Source organism: Variovorax sp. Soil_C_17 (assembly GCF_057657265.1).
The window spans coordinates 187,011-203,074 of record NZ_JBDGIT010000002.1 but is presented as its reverse complement, the minus strand read 5'-3'; the positions used below and the strand labels follow the sequence as shown (position 1 = coordinate 203,074).

The window sequence follows — 16,064 nt, the reverse complement described above, 5'->3', positions numbered from 1 at the left end:
CGGCCCATGCCCCGTCTTGTCCTGTTGCCCGGGCTCGCCTGCGACGAGCGCCTCTGGGAAGCGCAGCTGCCCGCCCTGCCCTCCGGTATCGACGTTCGCGTGAGCGACGCCCACATGCGCCACGAGCGCATCGAGGCCATGGCCGCGGCCGTGCTGAGCGAACACGAAGGCCCGCTGATCCTCTGCGGCGCCTCGATGGGCGGCATGATCGCGATGGAGGCCGCGCGCCAGGCACCCGAGCGCATCGTGGGCCTCGCGCTGCTGGGCACCAATCCGCGGCCCGAGACGCCCGAGATGTACGAGCTGCGCAGCTCGGCGATCGAACTCTTCGAGCAAGGCGAGGCGCGCGACGTGATCCAGTTCAATGCTGGCTTCGCCTTTCATCCCGAGCAGGCGGGCGATGCGGCGCTGGTGCGGCGCTATGTGGAGCTGGTGCTGGACGCGGGCGCGCGGCAGCTCATCAGGCAGAACCGCGCGCTGATGGAGCGGCCCGATCAGCGTCCGTCGCTCCCGTCGCTGCGCTGCCCGGTGCTCGTGATCTGCGGCGACGGCGATCGCCTGACGCCGCCCGAATGCTCGCAGGAGATCGCGGAGCTGGTGCCGCAAGCCGAGCTGGTGTGGATCCGGACCTGCGGCCACATGCTGACGATGGAGAAGCCCGCAGAGGTCAACGCCGCGCTGGTGCCGTGGCTGCAGCGGCAGCTGCAGTCGCTCTAGCTCAACTGGCCGCCGGTCTCGCGCACATCCTCGCGCACCACGAGCGCCGTGGCGACGGCGATGCGCAACGCGGCGATCACGGTGTCGAGCGCCATGCTCGGCGCCCCGGGAAAGCGCGCCGCCTGCTCGGGCAGGTAGGGGATGTGGATGAACCCGCCGCGCACGCCCGCAGCCACGGGCCGCGTCACGATGCGGTGCATGAGGCCGAAGAAGAGATGGTTGCACACGAAGGTGCCGGCGCTGTTCGACACCGCAGCAGGAATGCCGCCCGCGCGCAAGTCGCGCACCATGGCCTTGATCGGCAGCGTGGAAAAGTAAGCCGCCGGCGCGCCGGCCACCACCGGCACGTCGATGGGCTGGCAGCCCGCGTTGTCGCAGATGCGGCCATCGTCGACGTTGATCGCCACGCGCTCCGGCGTGATCTCGCTGCGCCCGCCGGCCTGGCCGACGCCGATGACCAGCTGCGGCTGCAGCGCGTCGATGGCCGCGTCGAGCTCGCGCAGCGCGGCGCCGAAGACGCAGGGAACGCGGCGGGCGTGCACCACGGCGCCTTCGCAGCGCCAGCCCTGGAGCGCACTCACTGCTTCCCACGAGGGATTGAGCGCTTCCTTGTCGAAGGGCTCGAAGCCCGTCAGCAGCACGTTCACTGCAAAGCGTGCTCAGGCCGTCGCGGCGACGGTGATGCCCTCGCTCTCGAGGCGCTCGCGGATGCGGCGGGCAAAGGCCAGGGCATGCGCGCCGTCGCCGTGCAGGCAGACGGTTTGCGCGTTGACCTTCACCACCGTGCCGTCGATCGCGGTGACGCGGTGATCGCGCACCAGCGACAGCGTCTGCGCCAGCGACTGCTCTTCGTCTTCGATGAGGGCGCCGGGACGGCTGCGCGGCACCAGGCTGCCGTCGGGCATGTAGCCGCGGTCGGCGAACACCTCCTCGACCGGCTTCAGGCCCGCGCGTTCGGCGGCGCCGATCATCCCGCTGCCGGCGAGGCCGAAGAAGCGAAGGCCGGGGTCGAAACGCCGCACCGCCTCGCACAAGGCCTCGGCCAGCGCCGGCTCCTTCACCGCCTGGTTGTAGAGCGCGCCGTGCGGCTTGACATGCGCCAGCGTGCCGCCCTCGGCCTTGACGATGGCGGCCAGCGCGCCGACCTGGTAGAGCACGCCCGCGACGATCTCCTCGGGCGGCAGCTGCATCTCGCTGCGGCCGAAGTTCTCGCGGTCCGGGAAGCTGGGATGCGCGCCGATCGCGACGCCGTTGTCGAGGGCCCAGCGCACGCACTGGCGCATGGTCTTCGCATCGCCCGCATGCCAGCCGCAGGCGATGTTGGCCGAGCTCACGAGCTTGAGCAGCGCCTCGTCGTTGTCGCAGCCTTCGCCGAGGTCGGCGTTGAGGTCAATCCGCATGGTGGCTTTCTCCTTCGGCCGGATTTTGCGCCGGCAGCGGCCAGCCCGCAGCCGCCAGGGATTGCCCGAGCTGAGCGAGGTAGTGCCGCAGTTGGGCCCAGGCCTGCAGGGCGGCCGCGGCATCGACCTCCGCCAGGCGCAGGCGCCCGTTGAGCGGCGCCCGCGCGAGCTTCCACAGATCGGCGCGGATCACCACGCCGATGCGCGGGTAGCCGCCGGTGGTCTGGGCATCGCCCATCAGGATGATCGGCTGCCCCGAGGGCGGCACCTGGATCGTGCCCGGGATCACGGCCGAGGACAGCATGTCGGCATTGCGCTTGCGCTTGAGCTCGGGGCCCTCCAGGCGATTGCCCATGCGATTGCTCTGGGGCGTGATGCGCCAGGCGGCGCCCCACAGCTGTTCGCGCGCAGCGAGCGTGAACTGCTCGAACTCGGGGCCGGGCATGACGCGCAGGACGACGGCGCCGTCCGCCTCCTGCTCCCAGGCGGGTGCGCGCAGGCCGAAGGCGCGCCGCGCCAGGCACGCCGCATCCAGGCTCGGCACGCCCAGGGGAAGGCGATCGCCCTTTCTGAGTGCGCGCCCCAGATGGCCGCCGAAGCCGGCCTTGAGGTCGGTGCTGCGCGAGCCGATGACCGGCGGCACGTCGATGCCCCCTGCGATGGCGAGCCAGCTGCGCAGACCCGCTTTCGCACTCCATTCGTTCGCTGGTCCGAGCCGCAGCACCTGGCCCGGCTGCACCGGAACGCTCCAGCAGGGCCACAGGGGCGCACCATCGAGCCGTGCGCCGAAATCATCGCCGGCCAGGGCGATGCGGGTGGGCACCTCGAAGCGGATTTCGCACCCGCCCAGGGTGAGCTCGAGGCCGGCCGCGTTGTCGCCGTTGCCCACCAGCCGGTTCGCCAGCGTGAGCCCGAGCGCATCGAGCGCGCCGCCCGGGCAGATGCCTTGCTGCCGATGCCCGTAGCGGCCCAGGTCCTGCACGGAAGCCAGCAAGCCGGCGCGCAAGATCGTGAGGGCGCCGTCGGCCCTCACAGCTCGGCGCTTTCGACGACGAAGCGCACGCGGTCGCCCGGCCGCAGCAGGGTGGGCTCGGCGGCGCGCGGATCGAAGAGCTCGAGCGGCGTGCGGCCGATCAGCTGCCAGCCGCCCGGTGAAACCAGCGGATAGATGCCGGTCTGCGCACCGCCGATGCCGACCGAGCGGGCCGGCACCGCAACGCGGGGTTCGGCACGCCGTGGGGTGGCCAGCTCCGGCGGCAGGCCGCCCAAAAAGCCGAAGCCCGGCAAAAAGCCCAGCAGGTAGACCACGTACTCGGCCCCGCTGTGGCGCCGCACCACCTCGGCCGGCGCGAGCCCGGTGTGGGCTGCCACCACGGCCAGGTCGGGGCCGGCCTCGCCGCCATACGCGACCGGGATGCGGATCTCGCGCCCTTCGATCGCAGTGCCCGCGAGCTGCGGCCAGGCCGACAGGACCTGCATCTCGAGCTCGGCCGCGTCGACCTCTTCGGGATCGAAGAGCAGGCTCAGGTTGTTCATGCCGGGCAGCACCTCGCGCACGCCGCGCCATTGCAGGGCCTGGTTCGCCAGGGCCCAGATCTGCTGCTGCTGCGCCAGTGTCGCGGGCGCCGGCAGCTCGCACAGCAATGCCGCGTCGCCCAAGGGGTGCAGGCGCGGCCCCGCGGTCATTCGCGGCCCAGGCTGCGTACCTTGGCGAGCAGGTTGTCCTGCACGTTGGCCGAGACGAACTTGTCGACCTCGCCGCCGAGCACTGCGATCTCGCGCACGAAGGTGCTGGAGATGAACTGGTATTTGTCGCTGGGCGTGAGGAAGACGGTCTCGACCTCGGGCATCAGCGAGCGGTTCATGCCGGCGAGCTGGAACTCGTAGTCGAAGTCGGTCACCGCGCGCAGGCCGCGCACCATGGCCTTGCCGCCGCGCGCCACCACGAAGTCGCGCAACAGTCCCGAAAAGCTCTCCACCGTGACCTGGTCGCTGAAAGGCGCCACCGCCTGGCGCGCCATGTCCATGCGCTCCTGCAGCGTGAACATCGCCTTCTTGTGATGGCCCGCGGCCACCGCGACGATGACCTTCGAGAACAGCTGGGTCGCCCGTCGCACCACGTCCTCGTGGCCGAGCGTCATGGGGTCGAAGGTGCCGGGGTACACCGCGATGACGTTGCTGGACATGTTGCTTCCTCCTGGTGCGGCCTGCTTCGGCCGGATTATGCAGTGCTGTCAGTCGCAAGTATCAAGAGATGTGCATGGACCGCGCCGGCCTTGAGATACCGGAACACGCCGAGGCCGAGGGCGGCCAGTTCGTCGTCGGGCCAGCGGCGCGCCGCTTCGAGGTAGACCACGCCTCCAGGCCGCAGCGCGCGCGCCGCGGCGCGCAGCGCGGGCCCGTAGAGGGCCGTGTTCTCGAATGGCGGGTCGAGGAACACGACATGCAGGCTGCCCGGCGCCGCACGTTCGAGGGCGGTGACGCCATTGCCGCGTTCGATGCGCACGGCGGCCGCCTCCAGCTTTGTCTTCAACGCCTGCAATTGGGCGACCAGCGCTGCGTCCTGCTCGCACAGCAGCACGGAGGCCGCGCCGCGCGAGGCGGCCTCCAAGCCGAGCGCTCCGGTGCCCGCGAAGGCATCGATGCAGTGCCAGTCCGGCAGCTCGCCGCCGCCGGCCCCGGCAAGACTGGCGAGCCAGTTGAACAGGGTTTCGCGCACGCGATCCGGCGTGGGGCGCAAGCCGGGCTTGTCGGCCACCGCGAGGCGGGTGCGCTTCCACTGGCCGCCGATGATGCGGACCTCGTTGCGGCGCGGCTCGCCGGACTTCGGTGCCGATTTCACGCCGCTGCGCGCCGGTGCCCGCTTATTCATCGTCACCGCCCAGAACGCCGCCCAGCAGCCCGCCGGCACCGAAGCCGCCCAGCACCGAGCCCTCTTCGCGCGAACCGCCGCGCTGCGGTGCAGCGGCGAACACGCGCGAGGCGAGGCGCGAGAAGGGCAGGCTCTGCAGCCAGACGGTGCCGGGGCCGCCGAGCTTGGCGAAGAACAGGCCCTCCCCGCCGAACAGGGCAGTCTTGATCTTGCCCACGTACTCGATCTCGAAGTTGACGTTGGGCGTGAAGGCCACCACGCAGCCGGTGTCCACCATCAATGTCTGGCCCGGCACCAGTTCGCGCTCGACCACCGTGCCGCCGGCGTGCACGAAGGCCAGGCCGTCGCCGTCGAGCTTCTGCATGATGAAGCCCTCGCCGCCGAAGAAGCCGACCGAGAGCTTGCGCTGGAAGGCGATGCCCAGGCTCACGCCGCGCGCGGCGCAGAGGAACGCATCCTTCTGGCAGATCAGCGTACCGCCCAGCGCTTTCAGGTCCATCGGCAGGATCTTGCCGGGATAGGGCGCAGCGAAGGCCACGCGGCGCTTGTCCTGCGCGTTGTTGGTGTAGACGGTGGTGAAGAGCGATTCGCCTGTCACCAGCCGCTTGCCCGCGCCCAGCAGCTTGCCGAACAGGCCGCTGCCCTGCTGCGCCGAGCCGTCGCCGAAGACCGTGTCCATGCCGATACCGCCGTCCATGAACATCAGGCTGCCGGCCTCGCCGATGGCCGCTTCGCCGGGGTCCAGCTCGACCTCGACGAACTGCATCTCCGCGCCGCGGATCTCGTAGTCCACCACATCCATCGCCATCTCGTCGCTCCTCGTGTTGCGCTGTGAGGCGAGGATGGTAGCCAAGCGGCGGCGCGCGGTCTCAGGGCTTGCCGCCGACCACCACCGTCACCATGCGATCGGGCTGCAGCTTGCGTGCGAAGGCGGCCTTGACGTCCGCCGCCGTGACCGCATTCATGCGCGCGGTCCAGGTCTCGAGGTAGTCGAGCGGCAGGTCGTTCCAGGCGATGTTCGACACGTTGCCGAGCAGCTTGCGATTGCTGTCGAGCAGGAGCGGAAAGCCGCCGATCAGGTTGTCCTTGGCCGCCTTGAGCTCGGCCTCGGTGGGCCCTTCGGCGACGAAGCTGGCGAGCACCTCGCGCGAGACCTTCACCGCCTCGGCCGCCTGGTCGGGCCGGGTCTGGAAGCCGATGCGGAAGGAGCCCGCGTGCAGGCCCGGCGAGAAGCTGCTGTAGACGCTGTAGGCCAGCCCGCGCTTCTCGCGCACCTGCTCGGTCAGGCGCGAGACGAAGCCGCCGCCGCCGAGGATGTAGTTGCCGAGGGTGAGCGCGAAATGGTCCGGATCGCGGCGCGGGTAGCCGGGCTGGCCGATCCACACGTGGGCCTGCGCCGAATCGAAAGGCAGGCGCACGTCCTTGGGCGCGGCGAGGGGGACGACATCGGGCACCGGCGGCAGCGCGGCGCAGCCGCGCGCCGGTGCAGGCAGGCGCGACAGCAGCGTGTTCGCGATCGTTTCCGCCTGCGCGCGCGTGACCGCGCCGACGATGCTGAGCTTGGCGCGGCAAGGCAGGATCAGCTGCTCGTAGCGTTGCCGCATCGCCGCGGTGTCGATGCGCGCCAGGGTGGCCTCGGTCGTGTCCAGCCCATAGGGATGGTCGCCGAACACGTTCTGCGAGAAGGTGCGTGCCGCCAGGGTCGCGGGCTTGGTGTTGGCTTCCCGGATCGAGGCGTTGATGCGCTCGCGCTCGCGCTGCCATACGTCGTCGGGGAAGGCCGGCTCGCCGATCTCGCGCGCCGCGAGCTGCACCGCCTTGTGCAGCAGGGTCGGCTCGGACAGCGTGCGCAGCGAGAAGCTCATGCGGTCGGCGCCGGCGCTGGCGTCGAAGTCGGCGCCCAGATCGGCCCAGGCTTCGCCCAGGGCGTTCTGGTCCATGGCCGGGTCGCTGCCGTTGGCGCGGATTCCTTTCTCGACCATGCCGGCCGTCACGCCGGCCAGGCCGGATTGCGCCGGTGGATCGCGCCGGCTGCCGGCATCGAAATCGATCTGCACGTCGACGATGGGCAAGGCGTCGGTGGCCGCCAGATAGACCTTGGCGCCGCTGGGCAGCGTCCAGTGCTCGATCGGCACGGCCGCCTGCGCCGCAGCGCCGGCCAGTGCCAATGCGAGGCACAGCAGGGTTCGGGTGTTCTTGAAGCTCAGCATGGTGGGGCCGCTCCGGGTCTTCAACGCAAATCGCCCGCAGGCGCCGCGAAGCCGCGCGCGCGCCGCTGGGGATCGGGCGGCAGCGGCCGCAGGATGGCAGCCGTCAGTTGGTCGTCGCCGAAGTATTTCGCGGCCACCGCCTGCACTTCTTCGGCCGTCACCTTCTGCAGGCGCGCGATGATTCGTGCGCTGGCATCGAGCGGCAGGCCCTGGACCCAGTGGCTGCCGAGCTCGCGCGCCTGCGCCATCACCGAATCGAGCTTGTAGGTCTCGCTGGCCGTCCACTGGGTCTTGACGCGGGCCAGCTCGGCCGCGCCGATGCCCTCGCGGGCGATCTTCGCCACCTGCTCGCGCAGCGCGGCCTCCACCACCTCCGGCGTCTTGCCGTCGGCAGGCACCCCATCGAGCACGAAAAGCTGCGGGCCGCGGCCGACGAAGCCGGCATACGCGCCGGCCGAATCGGCGACGCGGCCCGGGCCCTGGGTGAGCGCGCGGTCGAGCCGCGCACCGGGATAGCCGTCGAGCACGGCCGACAGCACCGTGAGCGCATAGACATCGCTCGCGCCGTCGAACTGGTCGGTGGCCGGGATCTGCGGCGAGCGGAAAGCCAGCGAGACGTAGGCCTGCTCGGCCGGGGCCTTGAATTCGATGCGCCGGATGCCGCGCTGCGCCGGCTCGATGCGCGGCTTGCGCTCGGGCACGGCACGGGCGGGAATGCGGCCGTAGTACTTCTCGGCCAGGGCGCGCACGCGTTCCACATCGACATCGCCGGCGATCACCACCGCCGCATTGGCGGGCACGTACCAGCGCTGGAAGAAGGCGCGCGCGTCGGCCGGCGTCATCGCGTCGAGGTCGCTCATCCAGCCGACGATCGGGCGATGGTAGGGCGAGGCGATGAAGATGGCGGCGTTCTGCTGCTCGCCGAGCAGCGCTCGGGGCTGGTCCTCGGTGCGCAGGCGGCGCTCTTCCTTGACGACCTCGATCTCGCGCTTGAACTCCTCGTCGGGCCATTGGTTGCTGGCGAAGCGATCGGACTCCAGGGCCATCACCTGCTCCAGCTTGTCGGCCGGGATCTGCTGGTAGTAGCCGGTGTAGTCGCGCGTGGTGAAGGCGTTTTCGCGCCCGCCCAGCGCCGCGACGCGGCGCGAGAACTCGCCGGGCTTCAACGCCTTGCTGCCCTTGAACATCATGTGCTCGAGCACATGCGCAACGCCCGAGGTGCCGTCGACCTCGTCGAAGGAGCCGACCCGCACCCAGAGCATCTGCACCGCCGTCGGCGCGCGGCGGTCGGGCTTGACGATCAGCGTCATGCCGTTGGCGAGGGTGAATTGGCGGGCCTGGATCGGCTGGACGGCCGCAGAAGCGGCGGCGGGAGCGTCCAATGGGAGTGTCTGCGCCTGGGCGGTCCCGGCCCAGGGCGCCATCAGCACCGAGGCCAGCACCGCACCAGACGCAGCGCGGCGTGGCGAGGGGTGTTTCATAGAATGGGTCGGATTGTAAAAACCCCCCGATGTTCAGTTTCTTCAAGAAAAAGCCGCCAGCCGACAGCGACACACCGGCCGCCGCGCCGGCCGAGACGCCCGCGGAGCCGTCGGCGCCCGCCAGGTCGCTGCTCTCGCCATCCAGCTGGTTCGGCGGCAGGCCGGCCGAGCCGCCCGCCCCCGCTCCCGCTCCCGCTCCCGCCGCGCCGGCCGTCGCCTCGCCCGTCGATGTACCCGTCCCGATCGCCGAGACGCCGGTTCCGGTGCCGGTGCCGGTGCCGGTGCCACCGCCACCGCCCGCGGACGCTCCGGCGCCCGAACGCAGTGGCTGGCTCAGCAAGCTCAAGACTGGCCTGCGCAAGACCGGCAACAGCATCACCGCCGCCTTCGTCAACGCCCAGATCGACGACACCCTGTACGAGGAGCTCGAAGAAGCCCTGCTGATGGCCGACACGGGCGTCAAGGCCACCGAATACCTCCTGGAGGATCTGCGCCGCCGCGTGCGCAGCAACATGGCGACCGAAGCCTCGCAGGTCAAGGTGCTGCTGGCCGACGCCATCGCCGATTTGCTGCGCCCGCTGGAAAAGGCGCTGGTGATCGGCGAGCACACGCCCACGGTGATCATGGTGGCGGGCGTCAATGGCGCCGGCAAGACCACCTCGATCGGCAAGCTGACCAAGCACCTGTCCAACGAGGGCGCCTCGGTGCTGCTGGCAGCGGCCGACACCTTTCGCGCCGCGGCGCGGGAACAGCTGCTGGTCTGGGCCGACCGCAACACGGTCGAGATCGTGAGCCAGGAAGGTGGCGATCCGGCTGCCGTGAGCTTCGACGCGGTGAATGCCGGCAAGGCGCGCGGCAAGGACGTGGTTCTGGTCGACACCGCCGGCCGCCTGCCGACCCAGTTGCACCTGATGGACGAGCTCAAGAAGATCAAGCGGGTGGTCACGCGCGCCGACGCCACGGCGCCGCACGAGCTGCTGCTGGTCATCGACGGGAACACGGGCCAGAACGCTCTGGCACAGGTCAGGGCCTTCGACGAGGCGCTCGGCTTGACAGGCCTGATCATCACCAAGCTGGACGGCACGGCCAAGGGCGGCGTGCTCTGCGCCATTGCGCGCGAGCGGCCGATTCCGGTGTATTTCATCGGCGTCGGCGAGAAGCTGGAAGACCTGGAGACCTTCAAGGCGCGGGAATTCGCCCAGGCGCTCATGGGATAGCGCCGGCGCCGGTGCTTCTGGCATCATCATCGTGGGCCGCAGAGCCCTCCAGGAGACCGCCATGCACAGCGCCGCCACGCCCCTGCCGGGCACCGACCGCAAGGTCGACCGCCTGCTCGCCCACTACGGCGAAAGCCACCAGAACCCGACCAACGAGGCGATCCACATGATGGCCATCCCGGCGATCATGCTGAGCCTGGTCGGCCTGCTCTATGCCCTGCATCCGTGGGTGGCCTACGCCTTCGTGGCGGCCAGCGGGGTCTATTACCTGACGCTGCGCTCCGCGACCTTCTTGATCGCGATGGGGGTCTGCATCGTCGTGGCGCTCGCCGCCGTGCACGCGATGGGAGACCTTGTGCTCCCGATTTCTGCCGCCATCTTCGTCGTGGCCTGGATCTTCCAGTTCATTGGCCACAAGATCGAAGGCAAGAAGCCGTCCTTCTTCGAAGACATCCAGTACCTGTGGGTCGGGCCGCTGTTCGTGCTGTCCAGGCTTTTCCTGCGCCTGGGCATCCGCTGGTAATTCCTGCTTTCCGGGCCTGCGGAATCGGCGCCGTCCTATTGGCGTGGGAGCCGCGCAGGATAGGCTGAGCCTATTCACGCCATTGAAATTAGGGGGAACCCTTAGCTTAGCACTCACTCCAACCGAGTGCTAATATGCCCCTGAACCAAGGAGTTTGCCCAATGACAGCAATGTCCGGAGCCCCCGCCAACCAGCTCGCCCTCGCCAATCCATGGTCGATGGTGCCTTCGCTGGGTAACCTGGACGCCTACATTTCCGCAGCCAACCGGCTCCCCCTGCTGACGCAGGAGGAAGAGCAGCGCTATGCGCGCCGGCTGCGCGACCACAACGACCTGGAAGCCGCGGGCGCGCTGGTGCTCTCGCACCTGCGCCTGGTGATCTCGATTTCCCGCCAGTACCTGGGCTACGGGTTGCCGCACGGCGACCTGATCCAGGAAGGCAACGTCGGCCTGATGAAGGCCGTCAAGCGCTTCGACCCGGACCAGGGCGTGCGGCTGGTGAGCTACGCCATGCACTGGATCAAGGCCGAGATCCACGAGTACATCCTGAAGAACTGGCGCATGGTCAAGGTCGCGACGACCAAGGCCCAGCGCAAGCTGTTCTTCAACCTGCGCTCCATGAAGCAGGGCTTCAAGGCCGACTCCGCCGACGGCGACACGCACCGCGACACGCTGAGCGCGGACGAGGTCTCCCAGGTGGCGACCCGGCTGAACGTGAAGCCCGAGGAAGTGCTCGAGATGGAAACGCGCATGTCCGGCGGCGACGTGCTGCTCGATCCCAGCCCCTCGGACGACGGCGACGACGCCTTCGGCCCTATCGCCTACCTGGCCGACGCCTCGCAGGAGCCCACGGCGCAGATCGAATCGCGGCAGCGCGACCGGCTGTCGACCGATGGCATCTCCACCGCCCTCGCGACGCTGGACGACCGCAGCCGCCGCATCGTGGAAGAGCGCTGGCTCAAGGTCAACGACGACGGCTCGGGGGGCATGACGCTGCACGACCTGGCCGCGGTCTATGGCGTGAGCGCCGAGCGCATCCGCCAGATCGAGGTTGCGGCCATGAAGAAGATGAAGAAGGCGCTGGCGGAATTCGCCTGAGCCTCGGTTCGCCTCTTCCCATCGAAGCCCGGCGTCGCCCGGGCTTTTTCTTTGGGCCCGGCGCTTGCCCGGAGTCCGGCGCCCGGCGCTTCAGTCGGATTTCAGCAAGGCCCTGAGGTCCGACACCATCGCCGGCACGCCCGCGCCGTAGCGCGCGTAAAGCCGCAGCCGGCCCTCGGTGTCGTAGACGAAGCTGGCCGCCGAGTGGTCCATCGAATAGCTGGTCGGCGTCTTGCCCTCGACCTTCTTGTAGTAAACCTTGTAGTCCTTCGCCAGCGCGGCCAGTTGCTCGGGCGTCGGGATCAGCGCGACGAAGGCCGGGTCGAAGGCACCCATGTAGGCCTTCATCACGGCGGGCGTGTCGCGCTCCGGATCGACAGTGACGAAGAGCACCTGCAGCTTGTCGCCGTCGCTGCCCAGCTGCTGCTTCACCTGCGCCATCTCGGTCATGGTGGTCGGGCAGACGTCGGGGCACTGCGCATAGCCGAAGAACATCACGACCACCTTGCCCTTGAAGTCGGCCAGCGTCCGCTGCCGGCCGTCGGCATCGGCCAGGGTAAAGCCCTTGGCATAGTCGGCGCCGGTAATGTCCACGGCATTGAAGCTGGGCTTCCTGTCCGTGCAGGCCGTGAGAGCCGTGCCGGCGACAGCCGCCAGCCCGGTCCAGGCCAGCAGTCGAAGTGCGTGCCGCTTGTTCATGGATTTGTTCATCGCAGGTAGTGGTCGATCAGCAGCGCGGCAAAGAGCACGCTCAGGTGGATCAGCGAGAAGCGGAAAGTCTTGCGCGCCAGCGTGTCCGAGTACTTGCGCCAGAGCGCCAGGGCATAGCCGGTGAAGCCGATGCTCACGGCCACCGCGACCGCCAGGTAGAGCCAGCCGCTCATGCCGTAGATGAAAGGCATGAGGCAGGCGGCGAAGAGAATAAAGGTGTAGAGCAGCACCTGCAGCCGCGTGAACTCGTTGCCGTGCGTCACCGGCAGCATGGGCAGGCCCGCCTTGCGGTAGTCCTCCACGCGGTAGAGCGCGAGCGCCCAGAAATGGGGCGGCGTCCACAGGAAGATGATGAGGAAGAGGATCAGCGCCTCGGGTCCCACCTCGCCCGTCATCGCGGCCCAGCCCAGCACCGGCGGCATCGCGCCGGAGGCGCCGCCGATCACGATGTTCTGCGGCGTCAGCGGCTTGAGGATCACGGTGTAGATCACGGCATAGCCGACGAAGGTCGCGAAAGTGAGCCACATGGTGAGCGGATTCACCGCAAACCACAGGAGCGCCGAGCCGGCCCCGCACAGTGCCGCCGAGAACAGCAGGGCCTGACGATCGCTGAGCTCGCCGCGGGCGGTGGGCCGCCAGGCCGTGCGCTTCATCTTGGCATCGATGCCCTTCTCGACCAGGCAGTTGAAGGCGGCCGCGGCACCGGCCACCAGCCAGATGCCGATGCAGGCCACCACGATGCGCTGCAGCGCGGCCAGGCTGGGCAGGCCGGGGACGGCCAGCACCATGCCGATCAGGGCGCAGAACACGATCAGCTGCACCACGCGAGGCTTGGTCAGCGCGTAGAACTGGCGCAGCACGTTGGCGGTGCTGTGGCTGTGGACCGAGGCTGGCGTGGTCATGCAGCCTCCATCCCGCGGCGGCGTTCCTGCGCAGCGGCGGACACGGCGCGTCGCGCGCCCCGGCTTTCGCACAGCGTCCAGGTCAGCACCACCGCGAGCGCCGCGGCGCCGCCGGTATGCAGCACGGCCGCCACGAGGGGCCAGCCCAGCAGCACATTGCCGAGGCCGGTCGCCAATTGGAGCAGCGCCAGCCCTGCCAGCCATCGGGCCTGCGGCCGCAACGGTGCGATGCGGCGCAGCTGCCAAACAAGCAGGCCGATCGCGACGAACACCAGGTAAGCCATGAGGCGGTGCACGTAGTGGATGGCGGTAAGCGCCGCGAAGTCGATGGGCGCACCGTCGGCACCCTCGCCCAGCGAGCGCCAGAGGTGGAAGCCCTCGGCAAAGTTCATCGGGGGCCACCAGCTGCCCTGGCAGGTCGGGAACTGGGTGCACGCCAGCACCGCGTAGTTGGTGCTGACCCAGCCGCCGAGCGCGATCTGCAACAGCAGCAGGACCGTCACCACGATCAGCAGCGTGCGCAGCGCCGAAGGGATGGCCGTGGGCAGCCGCTCCGCCGCCGCCTGCCGGTAGCGCACGGCCTGGATGCAGAGCAGCGCGAGCAAAACCACGGCGCCCAGAAGATGCAGGGTGACGATCGCAGGGTAAAGCTTCCAGGTCACGGTCAGCGCACCGAAGGCGCCTTGCAGGCAGACCCACACCAGCGTGGCCGCCGGCCACCAGGCGCTCAGCGGCCTCTCGCGCGCATGCTCGGCCTGCCGCTGGTTCCTCCGCGCAACCCAGGTGGACACCGCGAGTACGAGGATCAGGAAACCGACGCCCGTGGCCAGATAGCGATGCACCATCTCCACCCACGCCTTGCTGTGCGTCACCGGGCCGGTGGGCTGCGCGGCCTGCGCCACCGCGATGTCGTGGCGCGCGCCGAAGGGGCTCGCGTTGCCGTAGCAGCCGGGCCAGTCGGGGCAGCCCAGGCCGGAATCCGTCAGGCGCGTGAAGGCGCCGAACAGCGTCAGGTCGAAGGTCAGGAACAGGGTGAGCACGGTCAGCACGTGCAGGCGCCGGGCCGCGCCATGGCCGGCGCTGCGGCGCCAGACCCAGAGCAGCGGCCCGAGGGCGAGCAGCACCCCGACCGCCAGGAGCCAGGCGATGGGGGTCAGGTCGTAGAGCGAGTTCGTGTCCATGCGGTGTGAGATGCCCGGCTAGCGGCCGGGCTCGTCCCAGGAGGCCGAGGCGCGCAGGAGACGCTCGAGGTCGCGCTTGGCGCGGGCCGCGCCGGCGGTGTCCATGCGGGCGGGGAAGCGCATCATCCAGTTGCCCATGGGGTCGACCACGTAGAAGTGCTCCGCCAGCGCATGGCCCGGTTCGGGAGCAAGCCATTGCGCCAGCTGCGCCGCCGGCACGCGCAGCACGATCGCGCCTTGCAGGCCGTTGTCCAGCCGAGCGGGCACCGGCGCCGTGTCGCTCACCAGCCAGACTCGGTCGAGGCGGTCCTTCTCGCGGCCCAGGCTCTCGCGCAGCTGGCGCTGCAGGTAGAGCTGCTGCTCGCACAGGGCATCGCAGCCGGCGTCGGCCACCGCGACCAGCAGCCATTGGCCCTTGAGCGAAGAGAGTCGCACCGTCGCGCCTGCGCGCGTGGTCGCCGTCAGCTCGGGCATGGTGCGCTGCGGATCGATCAGCTCGCCGTAGACGCGCCGCCCCTCGGGCCGGATCACGTAGTACGTGAAGTACGAGGCGATCACCGGCGCCGCACAGCACAGCATGACCAGGATCATCTTCCAGCGGCCGAGCACGGTGCGCCTGCCCTCGGCACCATCGAGCGCCTGGCGCGGCGAGGGCATCGAGTGCACCGTCAACCCGAGCGGCTCGTCAGCCACGGCGGAGGCGGCGCGCGCTGCGGAAGGGGGCGATGAGTTGAAACCAGACATAAAGGATGACGACGAGGGCAGCGAGCCCGAACCACTGGAACGCATAGCCGTAGTGCTTCTCGATGCCCAGCGCCGGGACCGGCCAGTCCCGCTGCAGGCCCTCGGACGCCGGGCCGGTCTGCAGCAGCGAGACATCGGTCCGCAGGGGCAGCCCGGTCTGGGCGCGGAACGCTTCGAGATCGAGATTCTGCCGGATGGGCGAAGACCCCGGCGCCGCGGCGGGCGGCGGGCTTTCCTTGCCCAGTTCGAGCAGGTGCGCCGGCGGCGGCGCGACCCTGGCGACCAGTTCGACCAGGCCGCTCGGCGTCTCGACCGGGGCGAGCTGCGCGCGGTCGGTGAAATTGCGCTGCACCCAGCCGCGCTGCACCAGTACGGTCTGGTTGCTGCCTTCGATCGCAAAAGGCGTGAGCACGTAGAAGCCGGGCAGGCCGTGCATCTGGCGGTTGTCCAGGTAGACCGTGTGCGGCGCCAGCCAGAGCCCGTGCAGCCGCACCGGACGGTGCATGGCGGAAGTCGCCGGTTCGAGCCCGAGGAATTGGTCCTGGTCGAGCGCCGGCAGGGTCTTCTGCGCCTCGATCTCGGCCTGCAAGGCCTCCTTCTGGGCGGCACGCGACAGCTGCCATCGCCCCAGCGAAATCGTCGCTGCGAGCATGACCAGGGCCGCCATGGTGATCAACCAGAAGCGTCCACCGCGCGCGCGGCGCGCGGCGGGCACCGAGCCATCGTTCACGCCATGGGCCGGCCGCTGCGGCCGATAATCGGAGTCATGAAATACCTTGTCGCGCTGGCCTTCATCGGCATCCTGGCGAGCCTCGGTGTCGCGCTGTTCTTCATGCTGAGGGATGGGCGCGAGGGCCGCGCCAAGAGCGGCGGAATGGTGCGCGCGCTCACCGTTCGGATCGGCCTCTCGGTGGTTCTGTTCCTGTGCCTGCTGCTGGCCTGGAAGTTCGGTTACATCCAGCCCGGCGGGCTGCCCATCAGCAAGTAGGTCGTGCTCGTTCCACAACCC

General features: G+C 69.6%; 19 protein-coding genes. 5 read left to right on the top strand and 14 right to left on the bottom strand.

Translation table 11 applies throughout. The features are described from left to right. Positions 1 to 6: 6 nt before the first annotated feature. Positions 7 to 717 (top strand): alpha/beta fold hydrolase, encoded by a 711-nt coding sequence (locus AC3A6Y_RS09655; RefSeq protein ID WP_487868011.1) that lies wholly within the window; start codon positions 7 to 9, stop codon positions 715 to 717. On the opposite strand, the gene pcp is transcribed toward AC3A6Y_RS09655, so the two are convergent. The 9 genes from pcp to AC3A6Y_RS09610 form a co-directional block, all read right to left on the bottom strand. Beyond that, a complete protein-coding gene (pcp, locus tag AC3A6Y_RS09650) occupies positions 714 to 1,364 on the bottom strand; it encodes a pyroglutamyl-peptidase I (protein WP_487868010.1) in 651 nt (216 codons plus the stop codon). The two genes, AC3A6Y_RS09655 and pcp, sit on opposite strands and share 4 nt — an antisense overlap. A 12-nt stretch (positions 1,365 to 1,376) precedes the next feature. Next, positions 1,377 to 2,117, bottom strand: a complete 741-nt coding sequence (gene pxpA / locus AC3A6Y_RS09645; RefSeq protein WP_309968056.1) for a 5-oxoprolinase subunit PxpA — start codon at positions 2,115 to 2,117, stop codon at positions 1,377 to 1,379. Continuing rightward, complete coding sequence (locus AC3A6Y_RS09640; RefSeq protein WP_487868009.1) at positions 2,107 to 3,150, bottom strand: 5-oxoprolinase subunit C family protein; 1,044 nt, start codon at positions 3,148 to 3,150, stop codon at positions 2,107 to 2,109. The genes pxpA and AC3A6Y_RS09640 overlap by 11 nt, the downstream gene beginning before the upstream one ends. Further along, positions 3,147 to 3,803, bottom strand: a complete 657-nt coding sequence (pxpB, locus tag AC3A6Y_RS09635) for a 5-oxoprolinase subunit PxpB (RefSeq protein WP_487868008.1) — start codon at positions 3,801 to 3,803, stop codon at positions 3,147 to 3,149. Before pxpB ends, AC3A6Y_RS09640 begins: the two co-directional genes overlap by 4 nt. Next, positions 3,800 to 4,303, bottom strand: coding sequence for a pantetheine-phosphate adenylyltransferase (coaD, locus tag AC3A6Y_RS09630; RefSeq protein ID WP_487868007.1), 504 nt, complete (start codon positions 4,301 to 4,303; stop codon positions 3,800 to 3,802). Before coaD ends, pxpB begins: the two co-directional genes overlap by 4 nt. Positions 4,304 to 4,338: 35 nt before the next feature. Then, complete coding sequence (locus tag AC3A6Y_RS09625) at positions 4,339 to 4,989, bottom strand: RsmD family RNA methyltransferase (RefSeq protein ID WP_487868006.1); 651 nt, start codon at positions 4,987 to 4,989, stop codon at positions 4,339 to 4,341. Further along, on the bottom strand, positions 4,982 to 5,797 hold the full coding sequence (locus tag AC3A6Y_RS09620) for a TIGR00266 family protein (RefSeq protein ID WP_487868005.1): 816 nt from the start codon (positions 5,795 to 5,797) through the stop codon (positions 4,982 to 4,984). Before AC3A6Y_RS09620 ends, AC3A6Y_RS09625 begins: the two co-directional genes overlap by 8 nt. Positions 5,798 to 5,858: 61 nt before the next feature. After that, positions 5,859 to 7,199 (bottom strand): M16 family metallopeptidase, encoded by a 1,341-nt coding sequence (locus tag AC3A6Y_RS09615; protein ID WP_487868004.1) that lies wholly within the window; start codon positions 7,197 to 7,199, stop codon positions 5,859 to 5,861. A 20-nt stretch (positions 7,200 to 7,219) separates the two neighbouring features. Beyond that, complete coding sequence (locus AC3A6Y_RS09610; RefSeq protein ID WP_487868003.1) at positions 7,220 to 8,680, bottom strand: M16 family metallopeptidase; 1,461 nt, start codon at positions 8,678 to 8,680, stop codon at positions 7,220 to 7,222. A 29-nt stretch (positions 8,681 to 8,709) separates the two neighbouring features. On the opposite strand from AC3A6Y_RS09610, the gene ftsY reads away from it, so the two are divergent. The 3 genes from ftsY to rpoH all read left to right on the top strand — a co-directional run bounded on the left by ftsY (position 8,710) and on the right by rpoH (position 11,517). Next, on the top strand, positions 8,710 to 9,897 hold the full coding sequence (gene ftsY, locus AC3A6Y_RS09605; protein ID WP_487868002.1) for a signal recognition particle-docking protein FtsY: 1,188 nt from the start codon (positions 8,710 to 8,712) through the stop codon (positions 9,895 to 9,897). Positions 9,898 to 9,958: 61 nt separating this feature from the next. Next, complete coding sequence (locus AC3A6Y_RS09600; RefSeq protein ID WP_487868001.1) at positions 9,959 to 10,420, top strand: Mpo1 family 2-hydroxy fatty acid dioxygenase; 462 nt, start codon at positions 9,959 to 9,961, stop codon at positions 10,418 to 10,420. Between the two features lie 161 nt (positions 10,421 to 10,581). After that, positions 10,582 to 11,517, top strand: coding sequence for an RNA polymerase sigma factor RpoH (gene rpoH / locus AC3A6Y_RS09595; RefSeq protein WP_487868000.1), 936 nt, complete (start codon positions 10,582 to 10,584; stop codon positions 11,515 to 11,517). Positions 11,518 to 11,607: 90 nt separating this feature from the next. On the opposite strand, the gene AC3A6Y_RS09590 is transcribed toward rpoH, so the two are convergent. From AC3A6Y_RS09590 to AC3A6Y_RS09570, 5 genes are read right to left on the bottom strand one after another with little or no spacing between them, the layout of a single operon-like run. Then, entirely contained in the window at positions 11,608 to 12,216 is a 609-nt protein-coding gene (locus AC3A6Y_RS09590) for an SCO family protein (RefSeq protein ID WP_487869038.1), read from the bottom strand. 8 nt (positions 12,217 to 12,224) lie between these two features. Further along, the gene (gene cyoE, locus AC3A6Y_RS09585) at positions 12,225 to 13,130 is read right to left on the bottom strand and encodes a heme o synthase (RefSeq protein WP_487867999.1); all 906 of its coding nucleotides are present in this window, start codon (positions 13,128 to 13,130) and stop codon (positions 12,225 to 12,227) included. Then, positions 13,127 to 14,311 (bottom strand): COX15/CtaA family protein, encoded by a 1,185-nt coding sequence (locus tag AC3A6Y_RS09580; RefSeq protein ID WP_487867998.1) that lies wholly within the window; start codon positions 14,309 to 14,311, stop codon positions 13,127 to 13,129. Before AC3A6Y_RS09580 ends, cyoE begins: the two co-directional genes overlap by 4 nt. A gap of 18 nt (positions 14,312 to 14,329) precedes the next feature. Continuing rightward, complete coding sequence (locus AC3A6Y_RS09575; protein ID WP_487867997.1) at positions 14,330 to 15,055, bottom strand: SCO family protein; 726 nt, start codon at positions 15,053 to 15,055, stop codon at positions 14,330 to 14,332. Then, positions 14,997 to 15,785 carry an SURF1 family protein gene (locus tag AC3A6Y_RS09570; protein WP_487867996.1) on the bottom strand — a complete coding sequence of 263 codons (789 nt, stop codon included), beginning with the start codon at positions 15,783 to 15,785 and terminating at the stop codon, positions 14,997 to 14,999. Before AC3A6Y_RS09570 ends, AC3A6Y_RS09575 begins: the two co-directional genes overlap by 59 nt. A 36-nt stretch (positions 15,786 to 15,821) precedes the next feature. On the opposite strand from AC3A6Y_RS09570, the gene AC3A6Y_RS09565 reads away from it, so the two are divergent. Then, positions 15,822 to 16,043 carry a twin transmembrane helix small protein gene (locus tag AC3A6Y_RS09565; RefSeq protein ID WP_487867995.1) on the top strand — a complete coding sequence of 74 codons (222 nt, stop codon included), beginning with the start codon at positions 15,822 to 15,824 and terminating at the stop codon, positions 16,041 to 16,043. Positions 16,044 to 16,064: the final 21 nt, after the last annotated feature.

Bases quoted from the DNA above. Each gene is read 5' to 3' on its own strand.
- ftsY (WP_487868002.1), top strand. From the start codon at position 8,710: ATGTTCAGTTTCTTCAAGAAAAAGCCGCCAGCCGACAGCGACACACCG.
- AC3A6Y_RS09600 (WP_487868001.1), top strand. From the start codon at position 9,959: ATGCACAGCGCCGCCACGCCCCTGCCGGGCACCGACCGCAAGGTCGAC.
- AC3A6Y_RS09655 (WP_487868011.1), top strand. From the start codon at position 7: ATGCCCCGTCTTGTCCTGTTGCCCGGGCTCGCCTGCGACGAGCGCCTC.
- coaD (WP_487868007.1), bottom strand. From the start codon at position 4,303: ATGTCCAGCAACGTCATCGCGGTGTACCCCGGCACCTTCGACCCCATG.
- pxpA (WP_309968056.1), bottom strand. From the start codon at position 2,117: ATGCGGATTGACCTCAACGCCGACCTCGGCGAAGGCTGCGACAACGAC.
- cyoE (WP_487867999.1), bottom strand. From the start codon at position 13,130: ATGACCACGCCAGCCTCGGTCCACAGCCACAGCACCGCCAACGTGCTG.
- AC3A6Y_RS09575 (WP_487867997.1), bottom strand. From the start codon at position 15,055: ATGTCTGGTTTCAACTCATCGCCCCCTTCCGCAGCGCGCGCCGCCTCC.
- pxpB (WP_487868008.1), bottom strand. From the start codon at position 3,803: ATGACCGCGGGGCCGCGCCTGCACCCCTTGGGCGACGCGGCATTGCTG.
- AC3A6Y_RS09610 (WP_487868003.1), bottom strand. From the start codon at position 8,680: ATGAAACACCCCTCGCCACGCCGCGCTGCGTCTGGTGCGGTGCTGGCC.
- AC3A6Y_RS09590 (WP_487869038.1), bottom strand. From the start codon at position 12,216: ATGAACAAGCGGCACGCACTTCGACTGCTGGCCTGGACCGGGCTGGCG.
- AC3A6Y_RS09615 (WP_487868004.1), bottom strand. From the start codon at position 7,199: ATGCTGAGCTTCAAGAACACCCGAACCCTGCTGTGCCTCGCATTGGCA.
- AC3A6Y_RS09620 (WP_487868005.1), bottom strand. From the start codon at position 5,797: ATGGCGATGGATGTGGTGGACTACGAGATCCGCGGCGCGGAGATGCAG.
- AC3A6Y_RS09580 (WP_487867998.1), bottom strand. From the start codon at position 14,311: ATGGACACGAACTCGCTCTACGACCTGACCCCCATCGCCTGGCTCCTG.
- AC3A6Y_RS09625 (WP_487868006.1), bottom strand. From the start codon at position 4,989: ATGAATAAGCGGGCACCGGCGCGCAGCGGCGTGAAATCGGCACCGAAG.
- rpoH (WP_487868000.1), top strand. From the start codon at position 10,582: ATGACAGCAATGTCCGGAGCCCCCGCCAACCAGCTCGCCCTCGCCAAT.
- AC3A6Y_RS09565 (WP_487867995.1), top strand. From the start codon at position 15,822: ATGAAATACCTTGTCGCGCTGGCCTTCATCGGCATCCTGGCGAGCCTC.